This window comes from Candidatus Poriferisodalis sp. (genome assembly GCF_965214215.1).
Taxonomy (GTDB): Bacteria; Actinomycetota; Acidimicrobiia; order Acidimicrobiales; family Poriferisodalaceae; genus Poriferisodalis.
Genome location: NZ_CBDCBD010000003.1, coordinates 685,377 through 710,632 on the forward strand (window position 1 = coordinate 685,377; position 25,256 = coordinate 710,632).

At 67.6% G+C, this 25,256-nt stretch carries 22 protein-coding genes and 2 tRNA genes; 13 read left to right on the top strand and 11 right to left on the bottom strand.

The genetic code is table 11. The features are described 5' to 3' along the window. Nucleotides 1-174: 174 nt before the first annotated feature. Nucleotides 175-1,110: a sigma-70 family RNA polymerase sigma factor gene (locus ACOOF5_RS05555; RefSeq protein WP_420437430.1), complete on the bottom strand. Its 936-nt coding sequence runs from the start codon at nt 1,108-1,110 to the stop codon at nt 175-177. Between the two features lie 189 nt (nt 1,111-1,299). Between ACOOF5_RS05555 and ACOOF5_RS05560 the strand changes: the two genes are divergently transcribed. Then, on the top strand, nt 1,300-3,174 hold the full coding sequence (locus ACOOF5_RS05560; protein WP_420437432.1) for an NAD+ synthase: 1,875 nt from the start codon (nt 1,300-1,302) through the stop codon (nt 3,172-3,174). Between the two features lie 133 nt (nt 3,175-3,307). Here the strand turns inward: ACOOF5_RS05560 and glnII are convergent, their stop codons facing one another. Then, nucleotides 3,308-4,321: a glutamine synthetase GlnII gene (gene glnII / locus ACOOF5_RS05565; protein ID WP_420437434.1), complete on the bottom strand. Its 1,014-nt coding sequence runs from the start codon at nt 4,319-4,321 to the stop codon at nt 3,308-3,310. Between the two features lie 297 nt (nt 4,322-4,618). Between glnII and ACOOF5_RS05570 the strand changes: the two genes are divergently transcribed. Together ACOOF5_RS05570 and ACOOF5_RS05575 are read left to right on the top strand one after the other, a co-directional pair. Beyond that, nucleotides 4,619-5,989 carry a glutamine synthetase family protein gene (locus tag ACOOF5_RS05570; RefSeq protein ID WP_420437436.1) on the top strand — a complete coding sequence of 457 codons (1,371 nt, stop codon included), beginning with the start codon at nt 4,619-4,621 and terminating at the stop codon, nt 5,987-5,989. 10 nt (nt 5,990-5,999) lie between these two features. Continuing rightward, nucleotides 6,000-6,698 carry a winged helix-turn-helix domain-containing protein gene (locus ACOOF5_RS05575; RefSeq protein ID WP_420437438.1) on the top strand — a complete coding sequence of 233 codons (699 nt, stop codon included), beginning with the start codon at nt 6,000-6,002 and terminating at the stop codon, nt 6,696-6,698. A 187-nt stretch (nt 6,699-6,885) separates the two neighbouring features. On the opposite strand, the gene ACOOF5_RS05580 is transcribed toward ACOOF5_RS05575, so the two are convergent. The 5 genes from ACOOF5_RS05580 to erpA all read right to left on the bottom strand — a co-directional run bounded on the left by ACOOF5_RS05580 (nt 6,886) and on the right by erpA (nt 10,232). Beyond that, nucleotides 6,886-7,041, bottom strand: coding sequence for a hypothetical protein (locus ACOOF5_RS05580; RefSeq protein ID WP_420437440.1), 156 nt, complete (start codon nt 7,039-7,041; stop codon nt 6,886-6,888). Nucleotides 7,042-7,061: 20 nt separating this feature from the next. Next, complete coding sequence (locus tag ACOOF5_RS05585; protein ID WP_420437442.1) at nt 7,062-7,409, bottom strand: RidA family protein; 348 nt, start codon at nt 7,407-7,409, stop codon at nt 7,062-7,064. Nucleotides 7,410-7,434: 25 nt separating this feature from the next. Beyond that, nucleotides 7,435-7,896: a pyridoxamine 5'-phosphate oxidase family protein gene (locus ACOOF5_RS05590; protein ID WP_420437444.1), complete on the bottom strand. Its 462-nt coding sequence runs from the start codon at nt 7,894-7,896 to the stop codon at nt 7,435-7,437. A 279-nt stretch (nt 7,897-8,175) separates the two neighbouring features. Continuing rightward, a complete protein-coding gene (locus ACOOF5_RS05595) occupies nt 8,176-9,795 on the bottom strand; it encodes a 2Fe-2S iron-sulfur cluster-binding protein (protein ID WP_420437446.1) in 1,620 nt (539 codons plus the stop codon). A gap of 101 nt (nt 9,796-9,896) precedes the next feature. Beyond that, the gene (gene erpA, locus ACOOF5_RS05600; RefSeq protein ID WP_419837169.1) at nt 9,897-10,232 is read right to left on the bottom strand and encodes an iron-sulfur cluster insertion protein ErpA; all 336 of its coding nucleotides are present in this window, start codon (nt 10,230-10,232) and stop codon (nt 9,897-9,899) included. A gap of 175 nt (nt 10,233-10,407) precedes the next feature. Here erpA and ACOOF5_RS05605 point away from each other — a divergent pair, with 175 nt between their 5' ends. From ACOOF5_RS05605 to selB, 4 genes are all read left to right on the top strand, one after another. Then, a complete protein-coding gene (locus ACOOF5_RS05605; RefSeq protein ID WP_420437448.1) occupies nt 10,408-11,598 on the top strand; it encodes an Mrp/NBP35 family ATP-binding protein in 1,191 nt (396 codons plus the stop codon). Nucleotides 11,599-11,897: 299 nt separating this feature from the next. Next, a complete protein-coding gene (gene selA / locus ACOOF5_RS05610; RefSeq protein ID WP_420437450.1) occupies nt 11,898-13,181 on the top strand; it encodes an L-seryl-tRNA(Sec) selenium transferase in 1,284 nt (427 codons plus the stop codon). 123 nt (nt 13,182-13,304) lie between these two features. After that, nucleotides 13,305-13,377, top strand: a tRNA-OTHER gene (locus ACOOF5_RS05615). Nucleotides 13,378-13,460: 83 nt separating this feature from the next. Further along, a complete protein-coding gene (gene selB / locus ACOOF5_RS05620) occupies nt 13,461-15,218 on the top strand; it encodes a selenocysteine-specific translation elongation factor (protein WP_420437452.1) in 1,758 nt (585 codons plus the stop codon). 76 nt (nt 15,219-15,294) lie between these two features. On the opposite strand, the gene ACOOF5_RS05625 is transcribed toward selB, so the two are convergent. Both ACOOF5_RS05625 and ACOOF5_RS05630 read right to left on the bottom strand, forming a co-directional pair. Next, nucleotides 15,295-15,561: a WhiB family transcriptional regulator gene (locus ACOOF5_RS05625; RefSeq protein ID WP_420437454.1), complete on the bottom strand. Its 267-nt coding sequence runs from the start codon at nt 15,559-15,561 to the stop codon at nt 15,295-15,297. A gap of 172 nt (nt 15,562-15,733) precedes the next feature. Further along, nucleotides 15,734-17,167: an NfeD family protein gene (locus ACOOF5_RS05630; protein ID WP_420437456.1), complete on the bottom strand. Its 1,434-nt coding sequence runs from the start codon at nt 17,165-17,167 to the stop codon at nt 15,734-15,736. An 85-nt stretch (nt 17,168-17,252) separates the two neighbouring features. On the opposite strand from ACOOF5_RS05630, the gene ACOOF5_RS05635 reads away from it, so the two are divergent. From ACOOF5_RS05635 to ACOOF5_RS05645, 3 genes are all read left to right on the top strand, one after another. Continuing rightward, nucleotides 17,253-17,639 (top strand): response regulator transcription factor, encoded by a 387-nt coding sequence (locus ACOOF5_RS05635; RefSeq protein WP_420437458.1) that lies wholly within the window; start codon nt 17,253-17,255, stop codon nt 17,637-17,639. 80 nt (nt 17,640-17,719) lie between these two features. Next, a tRNA-Pro gene (locus ACOOF5_RS05640) sits at nt 17,720-17,793 on the top strand. An 85-nt stretch (nt 17,794-17,878) separates the two neighbouring features. Beyond that, nucleotides 17,879-18,868, top strand: a complete 990-nt coding sequence (locus ACOOF5_RS05645) for an NAD(P)-dependent oxidoreductase (protein WP_420437460.1) — start codon at nt 17,879-17,881, stop codon at nt 18,866-18,868. Between the two features lie 150 nt (nt 18,869-19,018). On the opposite strand, the gene ACOOF5_RS05650 is transcribed toward ACOOF5_RS05645, so the two are convergent. Further along, on the bottom strand, nt 19,019-20,038 hold the full coding sequence (locus tag ACOOF5_RS05650; protein ID WP_420437462.1) for an aspartate-semialdehyde dehydrogenase: 1,020 nt from the start codon (nt 20,036-20,038) through the stop codon (nt 19,019-19,021). A 140-nt stretch (nt 20,039-20,178) separates the two neighbouring features. Next, the gene (locus tag ACOOF5_RS05655) at nt 20,179-21,405 is read right to left on the bottom strand and encodes an aspartate kinase (protein WP_420437464.1); all 1,227 of its coding nucleotides are present in this window, start codon (nt 21,403-21,405) and stop codon (nt 20,179-20,181) included. Between the two features lie 104 nt (nt 21,406-21,509). Here ACOOF5_RS05655 and ACOOF5_RS05660 point away from each other — a divergent pair, with 104 nt between their 5' ends. From ACOOF5_RS05660 to ACOOF5_RS05670, 3 genes are read left to right on the top strand one after another with little or no spacing between them, the layout of a single operon-like run. After that, nucleotides 21,510-22,475, top strand: coding sequence for a peptidylprolyl isomerase (locus tag ACOOF5_RS05660; protein WP_420437466.1), 966 nt, complete (start codon nt 21,510-21,512; stop codon nt 22,473-22,475). 56 nt (nt 22,476-22,531) lie between these two features. After that, the gene (aat, locus tag ACOOF5_RS05665) at nt 22,532-23,239 is read left to right on the top strand and encodes a leucyl/phenylalanyl-tRNA--protein transferase (protein ID WP_420437468.1); all 708 of its coding nucleotides are present in this window, start codon (nt 22,532-22,534) and stop codon (nt 23,237-23,239) included. 31 nt (nt 23,240-23,270) lie between these two features. Further along, nucleotides 23,271-25,247: a methylmalonyl-CoA mutase family protein gene (locus ACOOF5_RS05670; protein WP_420437470.1), complete on the top strand. Its 1,977-nt coding sequence runs from the start codon at nt 23,271-23,273 to the stop codon at nt 25,245-25,247. Nucleotides 25,248-25,256 lie beyond the last annotated feature (9 nt).

Sequence of the window (25,256 nt, forward strand, 5' to 3'; positions counted from 1 at the left end):
TTGGGAAGATGTGCGCCTAGCATTCGCTGTGCCGATGACCCCCGTCATCTTGCGCAGTCATCCCGCACAGTCATCCCGCACAGAGGACGATGCACCATGAAAAAGCTGTTGCTCGCCGTGATCGTCGGCGCCTTGATCGTGATCGTGGCTCGACGCCTGACCGACGCCTGACGCTTAGACCGAGAGCAGATCCCGAGCACCGGTGTCGGTGCTGGGATGGCGCAGCTTGGACATCGCCCGCGCTTCGATCTGGCGGATGCGCTCGCGGGTGAGCTGGAAGTGCTCGCCCACCTCTTCGAGCGTGCGGGGCTCGCCCCGGTCGAGGCCGTAACGCAGCTTGAGGATCTCGCGCTCGCGCTCGTCGAGCGGTGACAGCAGCCGGATGATCTCGCTGGGCAGCAGCGTGGTGGCTGCCACCTCGAACGGCGACTCCGCAGCACGGTCTTCAACGACGTCGCCCAGCTCGGCATCGCTGTCTTCGCGCAGCGGTTCGGACAGCGACAGCGGCTCTGCGGCGAACCGCAGCGCCTCGGTGACCTTCTGCTCGGGCATGTCGACTTCGATCGCCAGCTCGCCCAGCGTGGCGGGGCGGCCGTACTTCAGCTCGAGCCGCGAGCGGGCCTTCTGCAGGCGAGCCAGCGTGTCGCCCGCATGCACCGGCAGCCGAATGGTGCGCCCGGTGTTGGCAATGCCACGGGTGATCGCCTGGCGGATCCACCACGTCGCATACGTGGAGAACTTGAAACCCTTGCGCCAGTCGAACTTCTCGACAGCGTGCATCAGGCCCAAGTTGCCTTCCTGGATGAGGTCGAGCAGCGGCAAGCCCGAAGCCTGGTACTTCTTCGCGATCGACACGACGAGCCGCAGGTTCGACTGCACGAACGTGCGCTCGGCACGGGCACCCTGCTGCTGGGTGCGCAGGAGGCGGCGACGCTGCGGCCCCGAGACACCCTTGTCCTTCTCGAGCGTCTCCTTGGCAGAGATGCCCTTTTCGATCTGCTGCGCGAGCCGGACTTCGTCGTCCTTGTTCAGCAGGGGGTACTGGCCGATGTCGGTCAGGTACAGGCGGACGAGATCTTCCTCGTCACGTTCGACCCTCTCTTTGGCCACCGCTCCACCTCGCTGGTTGTCCCCCGACTACTTCTGCGACCGGTGGTTGCTTAGGCTCCCCCCGGTATCGGGTGAGCGTACCGATGACTTGTGCTGTTGCCTCCGCGCGCTGGCGCTTCGCGGTCACTGCACGCCCCCGGGCGCCTGGTCCGGTGGTGGCTATTGGGGGTGGGCGTAGGGTTTTTTCTTGTGGCGGTCTTGCTTGTTGGGCTAGCGCAGCTGAATCTGCGGCTGGGGGATCTCGACGGGAATGCCTCAATGGTCATGGACGCCTATGACGAGGCCGTTGGGCTCGGTGCTGAGGTGGTGGTGTTCAGCGAGCTGACCGTTACTGGGTATCCGCCTGAGGACTTGTTGTTGAAGCCTGCGTTTGTGGCGGGGGCTGCTTCGGCGCTGGAGCGGATTGCTCGCCACACCGGGCCGGTGCCTGCTGTGGTGGGGTTTCCTGAGGACACCGGGCTAGGTGGGCCGGTGCGGTTGTGGAACTCGGTGGCGATGTGCTGGGACGGTGCGGCGCGCGCGGTGTACCGCAAGCATCTGCTGCCGAACTACGCCGTGTTCGACGAGCAGCGCTACTTCGTGCCGGGGAGCGAGGCGGGGCCGCTGCTGAAGGTCGGCGACGTGAGTGTGGGCGTCTCGGTGTGCGAGGACTTGTGGGGGCCCCCGCGCACGGCCGACGCCGCGACGCCCGACGGCGATCTCGAGGCGCGTCTAGGCGGTGAAGACGACACCAGTCCCGTGATGGCGCAAGTGGCCATGGGGGCACAGCTGGTGGTGGTGGTCAACGGGTCGCCGTACCGGCGCGGCAAGCAAGCCGACCGGGAGGCGATCGCGCGGGCGCGGGCGGCGACGCTCGGCGTCCCGGTCGTCTACGTCAACCAGGTAGGCGGACAAGACGAACTGGTCTTCGACGGCAGCTCGTTCGTCACCGACGCGCTCGGCAGCGTGGTATGCCGGCTGCCTGCATTCCGCGAGCACGTCGCCACCTGCGATGTACCGCTGCGCAGCGAAATGATCCCTGCATCAGAGCTCGGCGACGACCGCAGCGGGCACCGCCGCGACGACGAGCAGCGCGGCAACAGCACCGCTTCACTCGATGCGACCTCGGGCGCCACAGCGCCGACGACGACGACGCGGCGAGAGGCGATCGCACCGCCACTGGAACCGTTGGAAGAGGTGTGGTCGGCCCTGGTGGTGGCAACACGCGACTACGTCCGAAAGAACGGCTTCACCGACGTGGCCGTAGGACTCTCGGGTGGCATCGACTCGAGTGCGGTGGCGGCCGTCGCAGCCGACGCGCTCGGTCCCGAACATGTACACGGCGTGTCGATGCCGTCGCGCTACTCGAGCGAGGGCTCACGCACCGACGCCGCCCAGCTCGCGGCGAATCTCGGCATCGACTTCCGCACTGTGCCCATTGAGCCGGCGCACGCAGCCCTGGCTGGGATGCTCGAGGGCGCCACAATCGACACCAACCCAAGCGACAACGACGGTTCGCCTGACGCCGCCTCCCCCAACGACAGGGCGGCTGCCGATCTGACTGATCAGAACCTCCAGAGCCGCATCCGTGGCGTGCTATTGATGGCGCTGTCGAACCGGTTCGGCTGGCTGGTGCTGACCACCGGCAACAAGACCGAGACATCCGTCGGCTACACGACGCTGTACGGCGACACCGCCGGCGCGTACGCCGTCATCCGCGACGTGCCCAAACTGCTCGTCTACGAGCTGTGCGAGTGGCGCAACCGCCAGGGCGACGGCGAGCGCATCCCGCGGGCCTGCATCGACAAGCCGCCCTCAGCCGAACTGCGACCCGACCAGCGCGACGACCAGAGCCTGCCGCCCTACGAGCTGCTGGACCCGCTGGTGGAGGCCTACGTGGAAGGCGATCTCAGCGCGGCCGAGATGCTCGAACAGCTCAGTGCCGACCCCGAGGTCGTGCACCGTGTCACGCGACTCATCGACGTCGCCGAGTACAAGCGTCGTCAGTCGCCGCCCGGTCCTCGCATCACTGCGAAGAGCTTCGGCAAGGATCGGCGCATGCCTATCACGAACTTCTACCGCTAGGCGCGCGCCCGCGGTTGGCAGGGGGCTGTGCTCTGCTCCCGCGATCCGGCAGGTCGCAACGTCGCAGACCCCAGCCCCCGGCCAACCGCTCAGTGCGTAGTTGGTTCGCCGCGATCCTTAGGCGGGCGGGGGGTTAGGCCAGGGCTTCGCCGATGGTCTGGCTGAGCAGGGCGGTGACCACGTAGGGATCGGCGTTGGCGTTCGGCCGGCGATCCTCGATGTAGCCCTTGCCGTCCTGGGCGACCTGCCAGGGGATGCGCACCGAGGCACCACGGTCGGACACGCCGTAGCTGAACGTGTCGTAGCGCTCGGTCTCGTGCTCGCCGGTGAGGCGTAGCTCGATGCCGTGGCCGTAGCCGGTGATGTGCTCTTCGGGCTTGCCCGGGGCACCCAGCGACTCGGCAGCCTTCACGACTGCGTCGTAGTTCTCGCGCATGGCCTTGGTGGACACGTTGGTGTGCATACCCGCACCGTTCCAGTCGCCCTGCATGGGCTTGGCGGCAAGGCTGACCTCGATCTCGTGATCCTCGCCGGCGCGGTACAGCAGGTAGCGAGCCAGCCAGATCTCATCGCCGACGGTGAGTGCGTCGACGGGGCCGATCTGAAACTCCCACTGCCCAGGCATGACCTCGGCGTTGGTGCCCGAGATGTTCAGGCCCGCCTCGATGCACCAGGTCGTGTGCTGCTCGACTACGTCACGGCCGTGGATGCGCAGCGCGCCCACACCGCAGTAATACGGACCCTGGGGACCGGGGAACCCGTTGGGCGGGAAGCCCGAGGGCCACTTCGTGACCGGGTCGAGCATGGTGTACTCCTGCTCGAGACCGAACCAGAAGTCCTGATCGCCGTACTTGTCGAGGATCACCCGCAGCTTGGCCCGCATGTTGGTGGGGTGCGGCGCCATCGTCTCGGGCAGGAAGGTCTCGCACATCACCATGATGTCGTTGCCGCCCCGCAGCGGATCAGGGCAGGTGTAGACCGGCTGCAGCACGACATCGGAGTCGCTGCCTTCTGCCTGGTTGGTGCTCGAGCCGTCGAAGCCCCAGATGCCCGGCTCATCGCCGTCGGCGAGAACCCTCGTCTTGGAACGCACTTCGGCCGTGGGCTCGGTGCCGTCGGTCCAGATGTACTCAGCCCGGTAAGTCACTGCATGCTCCTTCGCTGCATCGCATGTAAATCGGGTGCGGATCGGGTCAGGTAAGCAGTCCTGCGAACCCGCGCGCAGCGGGACTGGATGGCGGCTGACACCAATATCCGTGGGCACGATACAAACGACCCAGGGTTTCGGGGCGATTGCCCAATTGTGAACAGCGCGTGAAGCTCGCTCAGACTCCTAGCTCAGGCCGGGCTGCACCGCCGACAATGGGGCTCAGCCGGAGGGGCGAGACCAGTCCCACCGCGCACAACAGCCAATCGCGAGCCCGACCAGAAGGGGCAGGCCACTGTGACGATCCCCCATGCAACGAGCCCGGCACGGGAACGACCCCAAGACTTCGTGCTGCGCCGCGTCACCGAACGCGGCGTGCGACTGGTCCGCCTGTGGTTCACCGACGTGGCGGGTCAGCTCAAATCGTTCGCCATCTCACCCGCAGAACTCGAGACAGCCTTCGAGCAAGGCATGGTCTTCGACGGCTCGTCCATCGAGGGCTTCAGCCGCGTCGCCGAGGCCGACATGGTGGCCCTGCCCGACCCCGAGACGTTCGAACTGATGCCTGCGCGCAACGGCGGCGTCAGCGACGAAATCTCCGCCCGCATGTTCTGCGACATCACCGGGGCCGACGGCGTCCGGTTCGACGGCGATCCCCGCGGTGTGCTGCGTCGGGTCATGGACCGTGCACGCGACGCGGGCTACACCTTCTATGTCGCGCCCGAGATGGAGTACTTCTTGTTCGAGCCCGAACGGGCGGACGGGCGGCCCGTGCCGCTCGACACCGGCAGCTACTTCGACCTGACCACCGCCGACATTGCCTCCGACATCCGGCACCGCACGCTGAGCGCGCTCGAGACGATAGGCATACCCGTCGAGTACTCCTTCCACGAAGACGCACCGTCCCAGCACGAGATCGACCTGCGCTACGCCGATGCGCTCACCATGGCCGACAGCGTGATGACGTTCCGGCTGCTGGTGCGCGAGATCGCTTTCGAACACGGCGTGCACGCCACCTTCATGCCCAAGCCGCTCGCCGGCGTGCAGGGCTCAGGGATGCACACCCACATGTCGCTGTTCCGCGACGGACGCAACGCCTTCAGCGACCCCGACTCGACCGATGGGCTGTCCGATGTGGCGCGGGGCTTCGTGGCCGGGCTGCTTGCCCACTCCCGGGAGATCACCGCGGTCACCAACCAGCTCGTCAACAGCTACAAGCGGCTGATTGCCGGGTACGAAGCGCCGGTGGCGATCTCGTGGGCGCGCAGCAACCGTGCAGCGCTCATCCGGGTGCCGCCGACGCGCAACGAAGGCGAGGAAGCGACACGGGTCGAGTACCGAGCGCCAGACCCCGCATGCAACCCCTACCTCGCGTTCGCCGTCATCCTGGCCGCCGGGCTGAAGGGGATCACCGACGGCTACGAGCTGCCGCCTGAGACTCCCCCGTCCATCACCGGCTACAGCGACCACGGCGGGCCGGCCTACGGGCATCATCTGCCCGCTTCGCTCGACGAAGCCCTCGACGAGATGGAAGGCAGCGCGCTCGTGGCCGAAACGCTGGGGCAACATCTGTTCCGCTGGTTTCTGCGCAACAAGCGGCGAGAATGGGCGGCCTACCAGTCGCAAGTGACCCAATTCGAGCTGGACAATTATTTCGCTGCCGTGTGAAGTTGGGATCATGTACGCCGTCCACCCCGCCGCTGCCAGCACCGAGCTGACGCAGTTCCTGGACCTCGGCGGCTACGCCCACAAACCGGTGGCCAGCGCTGCTGAGGTGACTGCGGGCGCGCCGCCCGAGGGCTGGGCCGGGGCGATCATCCGGCTGGACGGCGGCGCTGACAGCGATGCGGGCGACACCGGCGGCACCGATGCCGCTTGGGCGGTGGCACGTGCACTACGCGAGAACGCAGTGGCCTCTTTGCCGATCCTGGTGCTGGTGCGCGGCAACGCGCTCGATGAGCTGACGATGCGCGACGAGTTGTTCGACGATTTCTGCTTGGACCCGTTCCACCCCCGCGAGCTCGAGGCCCGCCTCGCGCATCTGGCGGCCGCCTCGAACGGTGGGTCCACCGAGATCATCGACTACGGGCCGCTGCGCATCAACCTCGACACCTACGAGGCAGTGGTGGACGAGCGCCCGCTCGACCTCACCTACATGGAGTACGAGCTGCTGCGCTTCCTGGCGTCGCAGCCAGGGCGCGTGTTCACGCGCGAGGCGTTGCTGAACCAGGTGTGGGGATACGAGTACTACGGGGGGGCGCGGACGGTGGACGTCCATGTCCGGCGGTTGCGGGCGAAGCTGGGTGAGGAGAACGCTGACCTGATCCAGACTGTTCGGTCTGTTGGGTACCGCTTGGGTACTTATCGCTGGCGCTAGCTGTCTCGCCCGGGGCACGCCGTGGGTCGCTGTCTCGCCCGGGGCACGCCGTGGGGCTGCCGGCTGGGCGACAGCGCAGCGCCGCCCTTTGCGAGCGCCGTTGTTTTGGCGCTGCGAAATACGCCCATCCGGCAGCCCCACGTCGCACCCCTTGTTTGGGTGTGCTTTCACCCATTGGAGGGTTACGTCAGACGTTTGTTTCTAGGAGGGTGCTGCCTTGGTGGCGGTCTTCGGCGTCTTCGTGCAGGAGCTTTCCTAGGGCTGCTGCTACTGCTGCCAGGGAGATCGTGATGATGAAGGGGCTCAGCAGGAGGACGATCACTATGGCTATGGCGCCGAACACGGTTTGAGCGTACTTCGCTGCTACTCGGGGAGATGGGCGATGGCTTCTATCTCTACTTCGGCGCCTAGCGGGAGGGCAGCCACGCCGATCGCGCTGCGGGCTGGGCGGTGATCGCCGAAGGCTTCTGCGTAGATCGAGTTGATCATCGAGAAGTTGGCGATGTCGGTCATGAAGACCAGGCACTTGACGACGTCATCGAGCGTGCCTCCGGCTTCCTCCAGGGCTTCTACGACATTGGTGAGCACTGCTCGGGCCTGCGCTTCGACGCCTTCGGCGAGCGCGCCGTCTGCGAGGCCTATCTGGCCCGAGACGAACACGAAATCGCCGGCTCGGTACCACTTCGAATAGTGGGCGACGGGTGCAGCCATGGGAGGCTCTCCTGCGTTCGGGGGCTCAGCTGATGCTGCCGGCGTTGGACGTGATGTGGTCGAGCGTGATGAAGATCGCGAGGCGGCGCTGGCGGGCCATCACCCGGTCGTACTCGTCCCAGTCCTCGTGGCTGCCTCCTGCGGAGCGGAACACCTCGCGAAGCAGCTCGGGCAGGTTGTCGTTGTCGAAACCATCCGCAGGATCGTCGAGGCCGATGAGTTGGGCGTTGCCGTGGACGGCGACCCAGTCCCACCGGTGGCGAAACGCGATCGCCGCACGCGGGTCGTCACGCAGCAGGCGTGCCTTGCGGGCATTGGCTCGCACAACGCACGCGACGCAGGTCTCGCCGGTCACGGGATTGTCCATCACCCCCGCGTTGATGATCGACACGTGCGGACTTCCGCTGCTGTCGAGGCAGACAAAGCTGCACAGTCCGTCTTCTGCGGCTACAAGGCGCCGCAGCTTGTCAATTGCTGGTTCAGCCATCGGTTGGTGACGCTAGCGCGATGACCGGCGTCGGCCCCGGGGCGCACAGGGACGGGGCCTTGTTGTCGCCCGGGGCGCACAGGGACGGGGCCTTGTTGTCGCCCGGGGCGCACAGGGACGGGGCCTTGTTGTCGCCCGGGGCGCACAGGGACGGCGCACCCGTGCTTCAAACAGATGAAGCGCTTCGTGCCCAACCGCTGTGTACTTGGGGCGCTTCATAACTGCGCGCGGGCACGCCGCCCCTGCGCACCCCTCGTTTTTCTGTGCAGCTTGCGACCTCTATTGGCCGGTGGGGAGGTGGGCGGGCGTGCCGCGGCTCAGCCAGGTGGCTGCTGCTACTGCTGCGAAGACTGCTTCTCCGGCTTGGACTGGCGGTTGTTGCGTAGGTTCGATGGTGACATTGATGTGGGGGGTTTCGGCGGAGCGGGCTATGCCGAAGCTTCGGATCGTCAGGTCTTGTATCTCGCCTTCGGCGTCGACCGACAGGGATTCCGACGTGACCCAGCTCCATGCCATGTGGCTGGCGCCTACGGCGTAGCTGCGCAGCGTTACCTCGTCGAGCGGGTCGCCTGCGTCGACGCGCACCTCGATGCCGTCCGGGCTGACGGTGGCGCGGGCCGCAGCGCCTTCAGGCGAGGTGACCTCGACTGTGGCGGTGGACTCGGCGAGCGGCTCGGCGGCTTGGCGACGGTTGAGCGCTGCGGCGAGCATCTGGGCTTCTGCCCAGGGGGCGGCGCGTAGGGCGGTTGAGGTGGGCGGACCGGGTAGGTCGATTTCGACTATGTCAGCGTTGGGCAGCACTGATTGCAACACTTCTGCTGCTCCTGGGGTTCGGGCGATGCGGATGATGCCGGTGCCGTCGGCGTGCAGGCCTGCCGCTAGTGGCGGTCGCTTTGGGCCTCGCCTCACGGCGTCTTCTCGTGACCACAGCACACGGACTGGTTGGCCCAACTCTTCGGCCAGATGTCTCGCTTCGTCGCGGACCGGTGACTCAGCCTTACCGCCGAACGCTCCTCCGTTGGCCAGCGGGTCCGACGGCTCGCCGTCGGGTTCGCACCAGGCGGCGTCGGTTTCGAGGTAGCCGGGTTCGGTCCAGCATGTTGCGAGGCGAACATCCCACTGGGTGCCCGGCGGTGGCTCGGGGATGTCGATCGGCGGGACGGGTTCGAGCGTGGTGCGGCGGCCTTGCACCTTGCCAGCCAGTCGCCGGGCCTGGGCCAGGGTTTCACCGAGGAACCACTCACCGCGCGGACCGGTGACCGCTGTGACGGTGCCGGGTGGCGCGCCGTCGGCCCCGAAATCGAAGCCGCCGAGCACGCTGACCGGTACCGACTGCTGGGGGCCGTCGGTCTCGATGCTGGCGCGGCGGGCAGCAGCGGACGGGTCTCGCCCGGGGACATCACCGGGTGACGTCGCAGGAGATGCAGCGGCATCGGGGTGGGGGTGGGGCTCGGGCTGGTTACTCGCCGGCGCGCCGCTTGCCGCGGCGGCGTGGGAGGCCGCCTCGCGGATCGTCTGCCAACCGGTGCAGCGGCAGAGGTGTGCCGCAAGTGCCCTGTCGACCGTGGTTCGGTCTGACAAGTCGGCACCACGGCGCTCGTGGCCGACGAAGCGGCAGACAATTCCCGGCGTGCAGAAGCCGCACTGGGTGGCGCCGCATGCCAGAAAGGCCTCAGACCAGCGTTGTTGCTCGTCGGGGCTCAATCCGGCGGCGGTGGTGATCCGGCGGCCTGCTACCCGTCTTGCCGGTGTGACGCAGGCCACGCGGGGCTCGTCATCGACCAGCACCGTGCAGCAACCGCACTGCCCTTGGGGACTGCAGCCGTCGAGCACCGCTTCGATGCCGACGCGGTCGCGCAACACGCCGAGCAAGGTGTCGCCGTCGTCGGGCACCTCCACGGCGCGACCGTCGACGTCAAAACGGAGAGTGGAGGCCTGTACGTCGCCAGCCGAGCCCGCGCCAAGCGGCGGGTTCAGGCTGAGGTCGGGACCAGTGCGGCTCAGCTGAACGAGTTGCCGCAGCCGCAGGTGCGCTGCGCGTTGGGATTGTCGATGGCGAAGCCCGATCCCATCAAGCCGTCGGTGAAGTCGAGCGTGGCACCTTCGAGCAACTGGGCGCTCATCGGATCTGACACGACCTTGATCTCGCCGTAGGCCTTCGACATGTCGTCGTTGGCCACTTCGGAATCGAAGAACATCTCGTAGCTGAAGCCCGAGCAGCCACCCGGGCGCACTGCGACGCGCAGCGCCAGTTCCTGCTCGCCTCCAGCCTCGGACAACTCCTGGGCGATGAGCTCGTGGACCTTGTCAGCGGCGGTATCGGTGAGGGTGATCACAACAGCGACTCCCGAATCAGTCCCAGTGGGCGAATGTTCTGTGACCGATGCTAGTGCCACAGCACGTGATTGCACAGGTCAGCCCCGAAACGTGTGCTGCCCGCTGATCCCCACACCTGGGCTGCCGCATCTCCCGACCGGTGAGCCTGCGCACGACGCCATTACCCTGCGCCCCGTGAGCGCGTCGGCCAATGCCCCCGCCAATGACGAGGCGATGATCTCGATCCTGCGCGGCGTCATGGACCCTGAACTGGGCGACAACATCGTCGACCTGGGCATGGTGCGCAACGCCTACCGACAAGGCACCACCGGGCACGTGACCGTGGCCTTGACCACCGCCGGCTGCCCGCTGCGCGCCACCATCAAGCGAGATTGCGAGACGCGGGTCGCCGGTCTGGCAGGCATCGAGCAGGTGCGGCTGCACTGGGACGAGCTGAACGCTGCAGAGAAGGCCCGGGTGATGGAGCGTGCCCGCCGCACCGCGCGCGACAACGCTGCGCCGACGCAGGTGCACGCCAGCACCCGCGTGCTGGCAGTGGCCTCAGGCAAGGGCGGCGTAGGCAAGTCGTCGGTGACCGTGAACCTGGCGGCAGCGCTGGCCGCACGCGGCTTCGTCGTGGGCGTGCTGGACGCGGACATCTGGGGCTTCAGCATTCCCCGGATGCTCGGCTTGGAAGGTCGCCTCGGCGCCCGGCCTCCCGGCGAGGGCGAGGAGCGGGGCAAGATCGTGCCCGAGGAGCTCGCTGCCGGCGACGGCCTGCTGAAGGTCGTGTCGACCGGACTGCTGGTGGAGACCGAGGAAACCGCCCTGATGTGGCGGGGCCTCATGCTCGCCAAGGCCGTCGAGCAGTTCCTGCACGACGTGGACTGGGGCGACATGGACTACCTGCTCATCGACATGCCCCCCGGCACCGGCGACGTGCAGATGGCGCTCGCCCGGTTGCTGCCCCAGGCCGAGATGCTGGTGGTGACCACCCCGGCGCTCAGCGCCCAGAAGGTGGCGGTGCGCGTGGCCGACATGGCGCGCCGCAGCCACATGCCGATCGTCGGCGTCGTGGAGAACATGGGTCCATTCGAGGCACCCGACGGGCAGCGCTGGTCGTTCTTCGGCGAGGGCGGCGGGGAGCGTTTGGCCACCGACCTCGGTGTGCCGCTGCTGGGCTCGGTCCCGCTGGAACCTGCGGTGTCCGCTGGTGGTGATGCTGGCGAGCCGGTTGCTGGTGGTGGAGCGGGTGGGGCTGCTGCTGTGGTGTTCGAGCGGATCACCGAGCTGCTGGTGTCTGAGTTCTGCCCGCCGGTGGATATGGGGACTTGTACTGCTCGGATGGACGGGCCTGTTCCTGTGACGTTTGTTGGTCGTCGATAGCGCTCTGTTCGGTAACGCGCGCCCGGAGTGCGGCGGCGTCACCGCCTGGGCGACAGCGCAGCGCCGCCCGTTGCGAGTGCCGTCGCTGTAGCGCTGCGAAATACGCCCAGTCGGCGACGCCGCCGCACTCCTTGGTCTTCTGTGCTGGGTGACTGGCGTCCTGTTCGGCGACGCCGCCGCACTCCTTGGTCTTCTGTGCTGGGTGACTGGCGCTCTGTTTGGCGACGCCGCCGCACTCCTTGGTCTTGTGTGCCTTCCTGCTATGGGGGGGTGGAAGGGGTGGCGGTAGTGTCCGGGCGATGAGGCCGCCGTCGGTGAACGATCTGGCGCTTCGGATCGCGGACGTGGGTTTGCCGCATCCTTTGCTGGTCATTGCTGCCCGGGCGGCTATTGCGGCTGGGGATCCCGACTCGGCGGCCGATGAGGCGCACCGGTTGCGGCGCAGCCTGCTGGGGCCGGCTGTCAACGCCACGGGCGTACTGCTGCACACGAATCTGGGTCGAGCTCCGCTCGGCCCTCAGTACAGCCGGGCACCGCTGGGGCTGGAAGCCGGCGCCGACGGTCCGGTGCGGTTCAGCAATCTGGAATTCGATCTGGCTTCGGGGCGGCGCGGGTCGCGCACTTCGCATGCCTCGTTGCTTCTGGCGACCCTGACCGGCACTGAAGCTGCGCTGGTGGTCAACAACTGCGCTGCCGCGGTGACGCTGGTGCTGGCCGCGCTGGCGCGCGACCGCGGCGTAGCGGTGTCGCGCGGCGAGATGGTCGAGATCGGCGGGGGCTTCCGGGTGCCCGAAGTGATGGAGCAGTCAGGCGCCCGGCTCGTCGAGGTGGGCACCACCAACCGCACCCGGGCCGCCGACTACCGCGCAGCCGTCGAGCGCGACGATGTCGCTCTGCTGCTGAAGGTGCACCCCTCCAACTACCGCATCACTGGTTTCACCGAGGAAGCCGCCGTGGCTGACCTTGCCAAGATCGGGCCGCCAGTGGTTTCGGACCTGGGCTCGGGCCTGCTCGACGAACGATGCCCGTGGTTGGGGGCGCGGCCCGACTGGCTGGCCGGTGAGCCGGGGGCACGCCAGACGCTCTCTGCGGGCGCGGCGCTGGTGACGTTCTCGGGCGACAAGCTGATGGGCGGGCCCCAAGCCGGGATCATCTGCGGTCGGGCCGACCTGATCTCCGCCTGTGCTGCTCACCCGCTGATGCGGGCTTTCCGGCCTGGATCGCTGGTGCTCGACGCACTGCAGTCGGTGGCGCTGGCCTACCTGCGGCGTGATGGGAACGCGATCCCGTTCTGGCGCATGGCCAAGGTGCCTGTCGAAGAGTTGACCCAGCGCGCCGAGGCGCTCGGCGTCGGCCGCCCTGCTCGCACGACCGCACTCGCCGGTGCAGGTTCGCTTCCCGGCCAGGAGATCCCGTCCGCGGGCATCGAACTCGACGGCGACCACGCTGGCGCGCTGCGGTCGCACGATCCGCCCGTCATCACCCGCGTCAACGAGCAGACGACGGTGGTTGACCTGCGCACGGTCGATCCCGCCGATGACACTGTCATCGCTGGAGCGGTCCGCCAAACGCTCAGCCGCTAGAGCCAAACCGCCCGCAGGCGGGATGCATCTTGGCCCGCGCACGCGATCAGAAAACTATGAAAGTGATCGAAACTCTTTCTGTCAGCATAACGAGAGCCGCACCCCGGAGAGTGCGGCTCTCGTGGGCCTAGCGCTGGTGCGCCGAGCTGGTTTGATACCCCTGCCTCGGACGGTTCGATTCCGTCTAGGTCCACCAGCGACCTTACGGTCGCGTCAACAAACTACACAAGTCGATTCCTGGGCCGCGACTAACCGCCGGGCATTCGGCACCATCCGGCCTTGGCAGGGCATGCTGGCGGCGTGCACATCGTTGGCACCGCAGGGCACGTGGATCACGGCAAGTCGACACTGGTGCGTGCGCTCACCGGAACCGATCCCGACCGGCTGGCAGAAGAGAAGGCGCGCGGGCTCACCATCGACCTCGGCTTCGCGTTCTGCACATTGCCGTCGGGCCGGCAGGTCAGCTTCGTGGATGTCCCCGGCCACATCCGCTTCGTGAAGAACATGCTGGCCGGCGTGGGAGCGGTGGATGCCTCCCTGTTCGTCGTGGCGGCACCGGAGGGCTGGAAGCCACAGTCGGCCGAACACCTGGCGATCCTGGATCTGCTGGGCATCTCCCACGGCGTAGTGGTGCTCAGCCAGATCGGTCTCGTCGATGACGAACTGGCCGAGCTGGCCCGGCTGGACGTCGCCGAGCATGTCGAGGGCACGTTCCTCGAGCATGCACCGGTCGTCGCCACCGATGCGATCGACGGCACTGGGCTGGACGAGCTGCAGGGCGCGCTCGACGACCTGTGCGCTGCCACACCCACCGCAGCCGACCGTGACCGGCCTCGCTTGTGGATCGACCGATCGTTCGCCGCCACTGGCGCGGGCCGGATCGTGACCGGCACGCTCGCGGGCGGCAGTGTTGCAGCCGGCGACGAGCTGCTGACTGCACCAGGAGGCCACCCAGCGCGGGTGCGGGCCATCCAGACCCAAGGCGCGGCAGTCGAGCGAATTGGGCCGGGTCACCGTGTCGCGCTCAATCTCACCGGTGTCGATGCCGACGATCTGGGACGCGGCATCGCTCTGGTGCGAGGCGACCAGTGGCATCACACCCGCAGCATCGACGTCGACCTGACGGTGCTCTCCACCCTCGGCAGTGATGTGACTCGGCGGGGCGCCTACGCCCTGTACCTCGGATCGGGCGAGTGGCCGGTGCGGCTGCGGGTGCTGGGGCCCGAGCGCATCGGTCCCGGTCAGACCGGCTATGCCCGACTGCACCTGCCGGTGGCGCTGCCGCTCGTGATGGGAGACCGCTTCGTGCTGCGCGACTTCGGCCGGGGCCAAACCGTCGGCGGCGGCACCGTGCTGGATCCCGACCCGCAATTGCGGGCTTCGGTCGCCAAGCCCGACGCCCGCCTTGAACGCATGATCGCCGAGCGCGGGTGGGTCGAAGCGGCCCAACTCGAGCGGCTGACCGGCGAACGCTCCGAACCGGTGCTCGGCGACTGGGTGGCGCCGCCAGAACTGGCCGAGGCGCTGGTCGACGACCTTCGTGACCAGATCGAGCGTGCCGGACCGCTCGGTCTGGACCTAGCTGCGCTCGACGAACGGCAGCGGCTCGCGATGGACACGCTCGACGGCGTCGTCATCGAGACCGGCCGGGCCCGGCGCGCCGACGCAGCCGACGTTCTCGCCGACCATCCGGTCATCGCCGAGCTGGCGGCGTCGCCCTTCTCGCCGCCTGCGGTGAGCGGCGTCACCCAGCGCGAGCTCCTGGCGCTGCAAGCTCGCGGCGACCTCGTGCATGCAGACGGGATCTGGTTTGCGGCTTCCGCTGTCGAGGCGGCAGCCGTGCGGATCGCGGGCCTGCTCGGTGCTCAGCCAGACGGCGTCACCGTCGCGGAGATTCGCGAGGAGCTCGGCACAACCCGGAAGTACGCGCTGCCGCTGGTGGGCCACCTGGACCGGACGGGCGTGACGCGGCGGCGAGGAGATCTGCGCATCGCCGGACCAAGGCTGCCCGCAGTGTCCGATGGACGCGGCCCCTGAGGGATGTCACGGAATGGCTGAACCCACCCTGGCGCCGGGTCGCCAAACGGTGGGTACGGAACTGGCGTTGGGGCTGTTAGCTGGCTTCGGTGCGAACGAGCAGCATGTTGCGCCGCTCGATCTCGTTGCGTCCGCCCCAGATGCCATGCGCCTCGCCGACGTCCAGCGCATGATCGAGACAGTCGCTGATGACCGAGCACTGGCCGCAAATGGCCTTCGCCCGTGCCTCGCGCTCAGCCTTCTCGTCTCGCCGCTCCGTGCGGGGTGGCGGGAAGAACACCGCCGCCTGAGGTCCTCGACACGCTGCCCTGTCCTGCCATTCTTCGACCAGCAAAGCGCTCATATGTCCCCCTCGTCGCAGGGGACACTAGAACACGGAAAATCGCTTGACAAGAGGTAAACGAAACCTCATTCGGTTTCGGAAACCGTCGCATCGGCCCGTTTTCGTCAGGCGACGCGGCGGTATCTACCAGTTCATCAGGACTGTTTTCACTTCCCGCTCTTGTTCGCTGCGCTCACGGGCCGCTCGGGCCACGGCCTCGCTCTTCGCTCGGCCGCCGCCTCATCTCCCGGTAGTCCACGGCCGCGCCTTCGAGCGGCTCCACCTCCAGCACGACCCCGATCAGGCCGCTGACGCGCAAGGGTTCGCCGGCTTGCAAGGGCGTGAGACGGTTCACCCTCGCCCGCCACCGGGCGCCATGGACTTCGACGGTTCCGTCGGGATCGATGTCGGTCACGGCGTGCCCCTCGACCCCGATCAGCCACTCCCGGCCCACCGTGGCAGTGCCGTAGCGGGTCCGCACCAGCGATGGCAATCCCGACAGCACGTACACAGCGACGCCGACGAGCCCGACAAGCAACGGAATCCAGCTCATCGAGTGCTGACCGAACAGCGTCAGCGACCCGGCGAGCACTGCCACGCCGCCCACCAGGGTCCAAAAGCGCGGCACACCCGTCTGGATGTCCACCGCGAAGGCCACGAAGCCGGCAATGATCAGCGCCAGCGCCCACGGCCGGATGTCCAGCGTCCCCAAGCCGAACGCGGCGAGCAGCCCGCACGCCACTGCGACGAGTGCGGCGATGCCGATGCCACCGGTGTAGAAGTCGAGCAGCAGCAGCGACAGTCCTGCGAGCAACAGCAAGTAGGCGACCGCAGGGCTGGCAGCGGTGTGGAACAGACCGTCGAGCAGTGGCAGCTTCACGAACGAGACCACCACATCGTCTGCGGGCGTCCGCCGGACCACGCCGTCGTCGCCGGTCACGTTCTGGCCGATCGGCGGCAGGTGGCCCTCGTCGGACATGGCGAACAGGAACTCCCCGATCACCGGTGCCGTGCTGTGGGTCAAACCTGCACCCATGGCGGTGTCGGCGTCGTAGAAGCGCACGCTCGAACCCGAATGAAGTCCATCGCCGTCGTGGCTGTGGACATCGCCGGTACCGGTGCCGGTGCCGTGAGCATGAACGAAACCCTCGACTGCCGTGAAATCGCCGATGCGCCCTCCCGGAGCGATCGCGGCGAAGTCGGCCGAGGTGACCAAGTGAGCGGCGCCTCCCAGCGCCTGCGCCCCGCTGGGGCCGACCCAGACGCCTACCGGCAGGTGCGCGAGGCGCACGTTGTCTGCCAATTCGACCAGCTCATCGTCGTCGAGGGTGCTGCCTGCGCTGTCGATCTGGAGCACCACGCCGATCGCGTGGAGACCCGACGCGGAAACGAGCTGTCTCTTGATGTAGGACGCCATAATCGGATCAATGAGCCCGCTGACTTCCACCACCACGATCAACCGCGGACGCTCTTCGCCGACAATGTGGGGGGTATCGGACTCGTGTGAGTCGGGGGTCGACTCATCGTGAGCAGACGCCGGAGCGGCAGCCAAGCCCATCACCGCACTCAGCAGCAGAATCAAGGCCCCGAGGCGCGCGAACCGGCGGCGGTGCTGACGTGCGTTCACCCAGGCTCCCTGGATTGGCGGCCGCCCGAACTCTAGAGGCGCGGCACGACGCCGGGCACCGCCGACCCCATTACGCTGCGCCACCGTGACCGACGTGCTGCTGGCCACCGATGCCGATTGGGTGGTCGAAGAGGTGGCCGCCGCGCTCTCCGCTGCGGAGGTGACCTTCCGAGTGGTGCGATCAGGTCATGACGTCCGCGCAGCGGTGGAGGCGAACACCCCTGACCTGGTGATCCTGGACTTCCAGATCGGCAACATGGGCGGCATGGCCACCTGCTTGGATCTGCGCCTCGAATCAGGCGTGGGCAGGCTGCCGCGGGTGCCCGTGCTGATGCTCGCCGATCGGGAGGCCGACATCTTTCTGGCCCGACGCTCGGAGGCGGATGCTTGGTTGGTCAAACCGATCAACCCGCTGCTGCTGCGACGCACCGCGCAGGAACTGTTGGGGCGCGACGCCGCGAGCACCCCGTGAGCGATCTCGCCGCCCGGTAGCGCCCGCGCTAGCAGGACCGGTAACTTCAGCCGGAGCGATTCGCTTATGGCGGTCGCAAACGGGCAGTGGCGCAGGTTGGTAGCGCGCTTCGTTCGGGACGAAGAGGTCGTGGGTTCAAATCCCGCCTGCCCGACGTCTCATGCGAGCGAAAGGGCTTCGCCCTCGCTCGCGACAATAGGGGCGCAAGGCTTCGCCGCGCTCGCGACAATAGGGGTGCCGTGCGGGTTGGGTTTGTTGGGCTTGGGAACGTCGGGGGGAAGCTGGCTTCTTCTTTGCTTCGCAATGGGATTGAGCTGGTTGTTCGCGATCTGGATCGGGCGGCTATGGCGCCTTTTCTGGATGCTGGTGCTGGTGAGGCTTCCTCGGGTGCTGAGCTGGCGGAGCGCTGCGATGTGGTGATCACTTGCCTGCCGACGCCTGCTGCGTCCGCGGCGGTGCTCGAAGCGCCTGATGGGCTGCTGGCCGGGTTCGGCCCAGCCGTCGCATCGAGCTCAGCCGGATCCGGTCCGAAGATCTGGGCTGAGATGAGCACTACCGACCACCACGAGGTGCGCCGGCTCGGTGCACGGGTGGAAGCGGCGGGGGGCGCCGCCATTGACTGCCCGGTGTCGGGCGGATGCCATCGGGCCGCCACCGGCAACATCTCGATCCTTGCCGGCGGCGAGCGCGACACCTTCGAGGCGATGCTGCCGCTGCTGCGGGCCATGGGGCGGCGCATCCTGCACACCGGGCCGCTGGGCTCGGCGTCGATTCTGAAGGTGGTGACGAACTACCTGGCCACCGCCAACCTGGTCTCGCTGTGCGAGGCGCTGGTGACCTCCCACGCCGCAGGCATGGACTTGGCCACGACGTACGAGGCGATCCGCATCAGCTCGGGCAATTCGTTCGTCCACGAGACCGAGAGCCAGGTGATCCTGAACGGCTCGCGTGACATCAACTTCACCATGGACTTGGTGTGCAAGGACATCGGGCTGTTCGCCGATATCGCCGCTGAGCATGGCCTGCCGCTGGAGCTGTCGCCGGTACTGGTGGACGTGTTCGCTGACGGGGCTGCCCGCTTCGGCGAGCGGGAGTGGTCGCCGAACATCATCCGGCGGCTCGAGGACGCCACTGGTAGGACCATTACGGCTCCTGGCTTTCCGGCCGAGATCGTCGATGATGAGCCTGAGGTGGCGGGTGCCGAAGTGGTGGTGCGCCGCGGCCAGTAGTTGCGCCCGCTGCGGAGGCGCCAGGTGCCCTCTGCTCCGGGAATCCAGCAGGTTCCAACCTCGCAGAGTTCCCCTGCCGCCTCCGCAGCTACAGCATCTGTGCCTCTCGGCTCGCGTGCGAGGCGGCGGCGACTGTCTCGGCGCCGTGCCTTACGTCGCCGAGAGGACCTCGGCGACCTGGATTGCGTTGAGGGCTGCACCTTTTCGTAGGTTGTCTCCTACTACGAAGAGGGCTAGGCCGTGCTCGACGGTGGGGTCGCGGCGGATGCGGCCTACGTAGGACGGGTCTTGGCCTGCTGCTTGCAGCGGGGTTGGCACTTCGGCCAGTTCTACGCCGGGTGCATCGGCTAGCAGCTCGGTGGCTCGTTCGGGTGAGATCGGGCGTTCGAAGCGCAGGTTGAGCGACAGCGAGTGGCCCGTGAAGACCGGTACCCGCACGCAGGTGCCTGACACCGCGAGATCGGGGATTCCGAGGATCTTGCGGCTCTCGTTGCGGAGCTTCTGCTCCTCATCGGTCTCCCCGGTGCCGTCGTCGACGAAGCTGCCTGCCTGAGCGAGCACGTTGTGGGCGATCGGGCCGGGGAACTTGTCGTGCGGGGGATGGACAGCGGCACCTCCGTCATAGGTGAGCGCAGCCACCCCGTCGATCGTTGCGTCGAGCGCGCGGTCGAGTTCGTCGACGCCTGCGAGGCCTGCTCCTGACACCGCCTGGTAGGTCGCGGCCACCATCGACACCAAACCGGCTTCGGCATGCAGCGGCGCCAGCACGGGCATCGCGGCCATCGTCGTGCAGTTGGGGTTGGCGATGATTCCCTTGGGGGCGTTGAACGCCTCTTTGGCGTTGACCTCTGGCACCACGAGCGGGACGTCGGGATCCATGCGCCAAGCCGAGGAGTTGTCGATGACCGTCGGGCCCTGGGAGGCGACGTGCTCGGAGATTGCCAGCGACGTGGTCTTACCTGCGGAGAAGAGCGCTATGTCGAGGTCGCTGTAGTCGGCTTCAGCGGCATTCTCGACGGCTATCTCACTGCCGTTCCACTGGATCTTGCGGCCTGCTGAGCGCGCTGACGCGAACAGACGCAGCTCGTCGATGGGGAAGCTTCGCTCGGCCAAAATGGCCTGCATGACGCCGCCGACCTGACCGGTGGCGCCGACGATTCCTACACGCATGCCAACGAGGCTACCGAGGCCCGTTCAGCAGATTCCTGTGATTTTCTTGCAGGTCAGTCCAGGCCGTGCCTGATTCGCCTGGTCAATTCAGGCCGTGCCTGATTCGCCTGGTCAGTCCAGGCCGGGTCTGATTCGCCTGGTCAGTCCAGGCCGAAGGCTGTGTGGAGGGCGACCGTGGCTCGGTCTACGTCGGCTTCGGCTACTACGCAGGAGATGCGGATCGGCGAGGTGGAGATCATCTCGATGTTGATGTGCTGGGCGGCCAGCGTCTCGAACATGGTGGCGGCCACGCCGGGATGGCTGGCCATGCCCGCGCCCACGAGCGACACCCGGGCGATGCCGGCATCGGTGTTCGTCGATGAAAAGCCCACCGTGTCGACCATGTCCTCGCAAATGGCTCGCACCTCATCGGCGCTCTCTGCGGGCACGGTGAACGAGATGTCCGTACGGTCGTGATCGCCCACGTTCTGCACGATCATGTCGACAATGACTGCCGCATCGGCGAGGGTGCGGAACACCTTGGCAGCGATGCCCGGCTCGTCACGCACGCCGACCAGTGTCACCTTGGCTTGCGATGTGTCCGGCACGATGCCGGTCACGATCGGCTTTTCCATTTCTCTCGCGTCCATGCCTGACTCCGAATCGACGACCCATGTTCCCGGTTCCCACGTAAATGCCGAGCGCACGTGCAGGGGAACGCCATACGTGCGGGCAACCTCGACCGATCGGGCAGCCGGCTTGGGGCAGCCCATCGCAGTCATCTCGAGCAGCTCGTCGAACCCGATCCGAGCAATCTTGCGGGCGTTGGGGCACACCCTTGGATCAGTCGTGAACACCCCCGACACGTCGGTGTAGAGCTCGCAGGCGTCAGCGCCGAGACCGTGTGCCAGCGCCACCGCGGTCGTGTCCGAGCCGCCGCGGCCCAGGAACGTCACATCGTTGTCGGTGGACACGCCCTGCGCCCCCGCGACGACGGCGACGCGTCCGGCTTCGAGCGACTCGGTCACCCGCTTGGGCGCGACCGACAGGATCTTGGCGTTGCGATGGTTGGTGTCGGTGAGAAAGCCCGCCTGGCTGCCGGTGAACGAGTCGGCCGGGACACCGGCTTCGTGCAGTGCCATGCACAACAACGCGATCGCCTTGCGCTCGCCCGCCGTGATCAGCATGTCCATCTCGCGGCCCGACGGCTCGTCGGAGGTCTGCGTGGCCAGCGCGATGAGCTCGTCGGTTTCGGAGCCCATGGCGCTCACCACGAGGACGATCTCGTCACCGCGGCTGCGGCAGTGCTTCACATGATCGGCAACCTCGCGCATGCGCGTCGCGCTGGCGACCGACGTTCCACCGAACTTCTGCACGACGAGCGGCACGTCGGGCGAGGGTAACAAGCAGGTGTCCGAGGGGGTGCTGGGGTGCCGCGCCGGGCGTGCTGGGGCGTCGGTAGTGTGACCGCCGGTACTGGTCAGGGGTCTTTATGAGCAGCGAGAAGAGACAACGCCAGCGAGAGAACCGCATGCGGGCGGTGGCCGAGGCCGAGCGCGCCAAGAAACGCTCCACCGTGGGGCGCAAAGTGCTGCGCGTCGTGCTCGCCGTGGTCGCCGTGTTGGTGGGGCTGTGGCTGTGGAGCACGTTTTCAGGCGGTGACGACGAGAGCGACGATGTTGCGACCGACGCCGTTGCGACCGACGCCGAGGCTGAGGCACCCGCTGTCACGACGTTCGAGACCAACGAGCCGACCGGCGATACAACCGGCGCAACGAGCGACGAGGCCACCGATGAAGCGCCGGATGCCACTGAAGCCGTGGCCGCTACGACCACCGCAGCCCCCGCGGCGGCGGATCCGGCGAGTTGCCCCGCCGAAGACGGCAGCGATGGCCCGCTCAACCAGTTTGACGAACCTCCCCCGCTGTGCATCGACGTCGAGACGCGGTACGCCGCGAGCTTCGACACCAACATGGGTGCCTTCACGATGGTGCTCGACCCGTCGCTGGATCGCCTCAGCGTCAACAACTTCGTGGTGCTCGGCCGCTGGGGCGCCTACGACGGGACCCTGTTCCACCGGATCATCGCCAACTTCGTCGTGCAGGGCGGCGACGTGCAACTGCAGTACGGCAGGGGCGGTCCCGGCTACCAGTTCACGGGCGATTTCCCGCCAGCCGACGACTGGTACCGGATCGGATCGGTGGCGATGGCCAATCGGGGCAATCCCGCCACCAACGGCTCGCAGTTCTTCATCATCACCGGCGACGACGGCGCAGGGCTGCCGCCGCTGTACTCACCGCTCGGCCATGTCGTCGAGGGCTTGGACGTCGTGATGGAGATCGAAGGCGTGGCGACCGGTGCCGGCGACGAGCCGCTCGACGAAGTAGTGGTGCGCAGCGTGACAATCAGCGAGGCCACCGAGGCTCAGATCGACGCGTACACCGATGCGCGCAGCTAGCGCAGACACGCTGGCCGGCCGGGCGCAGCGAACCGATCAGGCGTAGGCTCGCTCCGATGCAGCGCCAGTCTGAAGACGGCCCGACGGAGCCAGACGCGTCGGGATGGTCGTTCCCCCCGGCGTCCACCGCGGATGAGAACGGCCTGGTCGGGGCTGGGGCAGACCTCGAAGCGGGCACGCTGCTCGGTGCCTATCGGGCAGGACTGTTCCCCATGCCGCTGGGCGACACCGTCGGCTGGTGGTCACCCGACCCGCGCGGCATCCTGCCGCTCAGCTACCTGCGGGTCAGCCGTTCGTTGCGGCGAGCCTGCAAGCGCTTCGACATCCGCATCGACACCGCCTTCGAACAGGTGCTGGAATCATGCGCCGATCCCGCCCGCCCGCACGGCTGGATCAGTGACGACATGCACGCCGCTTACCTCCAGCTGCACGAGCTGGGGTGGGCCCACAGCGTGGAAACCTGGCTCGACGACGAACTGGTGGGCGGCCTGTACGGCGTGGCCGTCGGCGCGCTCTTTGCCGGTGAGTCGATGTTCCACACCGAGAGCGACGCCTCCAAGGTCGCGCTGGTGGCCCTGGTGGATGCGATGAAGGTCACGGGGGGCGCACTGCTCGACGTGCAATGGTCCACGCCGCACCTGGCTGGGCTGGGCGCCGTGGAGGTCGAACGCGCGGCGTACTTGGAGTTGCTGGCTGAAGCCATCACCCGGCCGCTGCCGGAAATCTGGCTGCGCCCGATGGTCTTCCGCATGCTCGACAGCTAGGCGGAATGGCGAGGGCCTAGCGTTCAGGGCTGTGACTGGCACCGAATCGCCACGGGGCTCGCGGCCGTGGCTGATGCGCACGTACTCGGGGCATTCCACAGCCCGGGCGTCCAACGAGCTGTACCGCTCGATGCTGGCCAAGGGCCAGACCGGGCTGTCGGTGGCGTTCGACCTGCCGACGCAGACCGGCTACGACCCCGACCACCCGATGGCGCGCGGCGAGGTGGGCAAGGTGGGCGTCCCCGTCACCCACCTGGGCCACATGGCTCAGCTCATGGACGGCATCCCGCCCGATGCCATGAACACCTCCATGACCATCAACGCCACCGCGCCGTGGCTGCTCAGCCTGTACATCGCCAACGCGCAGAACGCCGGTGTCGCTTCGGCGGCGCTGCGGGGCACCACCCAGAACGACATCGTGAAGGAGTACCTGAGCCGGGGCACGTACATCTTCGGCCCCGACGCCAGCAGGCGGCTGACGACCGACGTGGTGGCGTACTGCTCGCAGCACGTGCCGCAGTGGAACCCGATCAACGTGTGCAGCTACCACCTGCAAGAGGCCGGGGCCACACCCACCCAGGAGCTCGCCTACGCGCTCGCGACCGCCATCGACGTGCTGGACGCGGTGCGTGACAGCGGCAAGGTGCCCCCGGACCGGTTCGACGCCACCGTGGGCAGCATCTCGTTCTTCGTGAACGGGGGCATCCGCTTCATCGAAGAGGTCTGCAAGGTGCGGGCCTTCACCCAGATGTGGGACCAGATCTGTGCCGATCGCTACGGGGTGGCCGACCCCAAGATGCGACGGTTCCGCTACGGCGTGCAGGTGAACTCGCTTGGGCTCACCGAGGCACAGCCGGAGAACAACGTGGCCCGGATCACGCTCGAAGCCCTCGGCGTCACGCTGTCGCAGCGAGCCCGGACCCGCTCGCTGCAGTTGCCTGCATGGAATGAAGCGCTGGGGCTGCCACGCCCCTGGGACCAGCAGTGGTCGCTGCGAATCCAGCAGGTGCTGGCCCATGAGACCGACCTGCTGGAGTACGGCGACATCTTCGACGGCTCGGTGGTGGTAGAGGGCTTGACGGCTGAGCTGGTGGAGTCGGCGCAGGCTGAGCTGACCGAGGTGCTCGATATGGGCGGCGCCTTTGCGGCGATCACCGAGCTGAAGCGGCGGCTGGTGGCGAGTCACACCGAACGGGTGCGCCAGATCGAGAGCGGCGAGCTGACCGTGGTGGGGGTGAACGACTTCACCGAGACGGCGCCGTCGCCGCTGGAGGGCGACGAGTCGATCCTGCGGGTGGATCCCGCGGTGGAAGCCGAGCTGGTGGCCGACCTCGAACGCTGGCGCAGCGCCCGGAACTCGAACCGGGTCGTCGCGGCGCTGGACGACCTGCGGGTGGCCGCATCAGGCGACGTGAACATCATGGGGCCGAGCATCGAGGCGGCCCATGCCGGGGTGACCACTGGCGAGTGGGCACAAGCCCTGCGCGAGGTGTTCGGCGAATTCCGTGCGCCGACCGGTTTGGGCGGCGCGGCTGCGGGTGGCACCTCGAGGGGTTCGGCGCTGGCGACGGTGGCCCAGCGATGCGCAGCGATGGCGGGAGGGCCGCCTCGGGTGCTGGTGGCCAAGCCCGGCTTGGATGGCCATTCCAATGGGGCCGAGCAAGTAGCGGTCGCAGCACGCGACGCCGGCATGGAAGTCGTGTACGAGGGCATTCGGCTGACTCCGGGCCACATTGCTGCGACAGCGCGCGACGAGGACGTGGACGTGATCGGCCTGTCGATCCTGTCGGGCAGCCACCTCGAACTCGTGCCAGAGGTGCTGGCGTGCCTCGACGCTGAGGGCGTGAGCGCTCCGGTGGTCGTGGGCGGCATCATCCCGGCGGCGGATCATCAGGCGCTCCGTGACTCCGGGGTGGCCGCCGTCTACACGCCGAAAGACTTCGAGCTGTCAGCGATCATGGCCGACATCGCCGGCTTGGCCGAGCGGGCCCGCGCCCGATCGGGCTGACCGTATCCT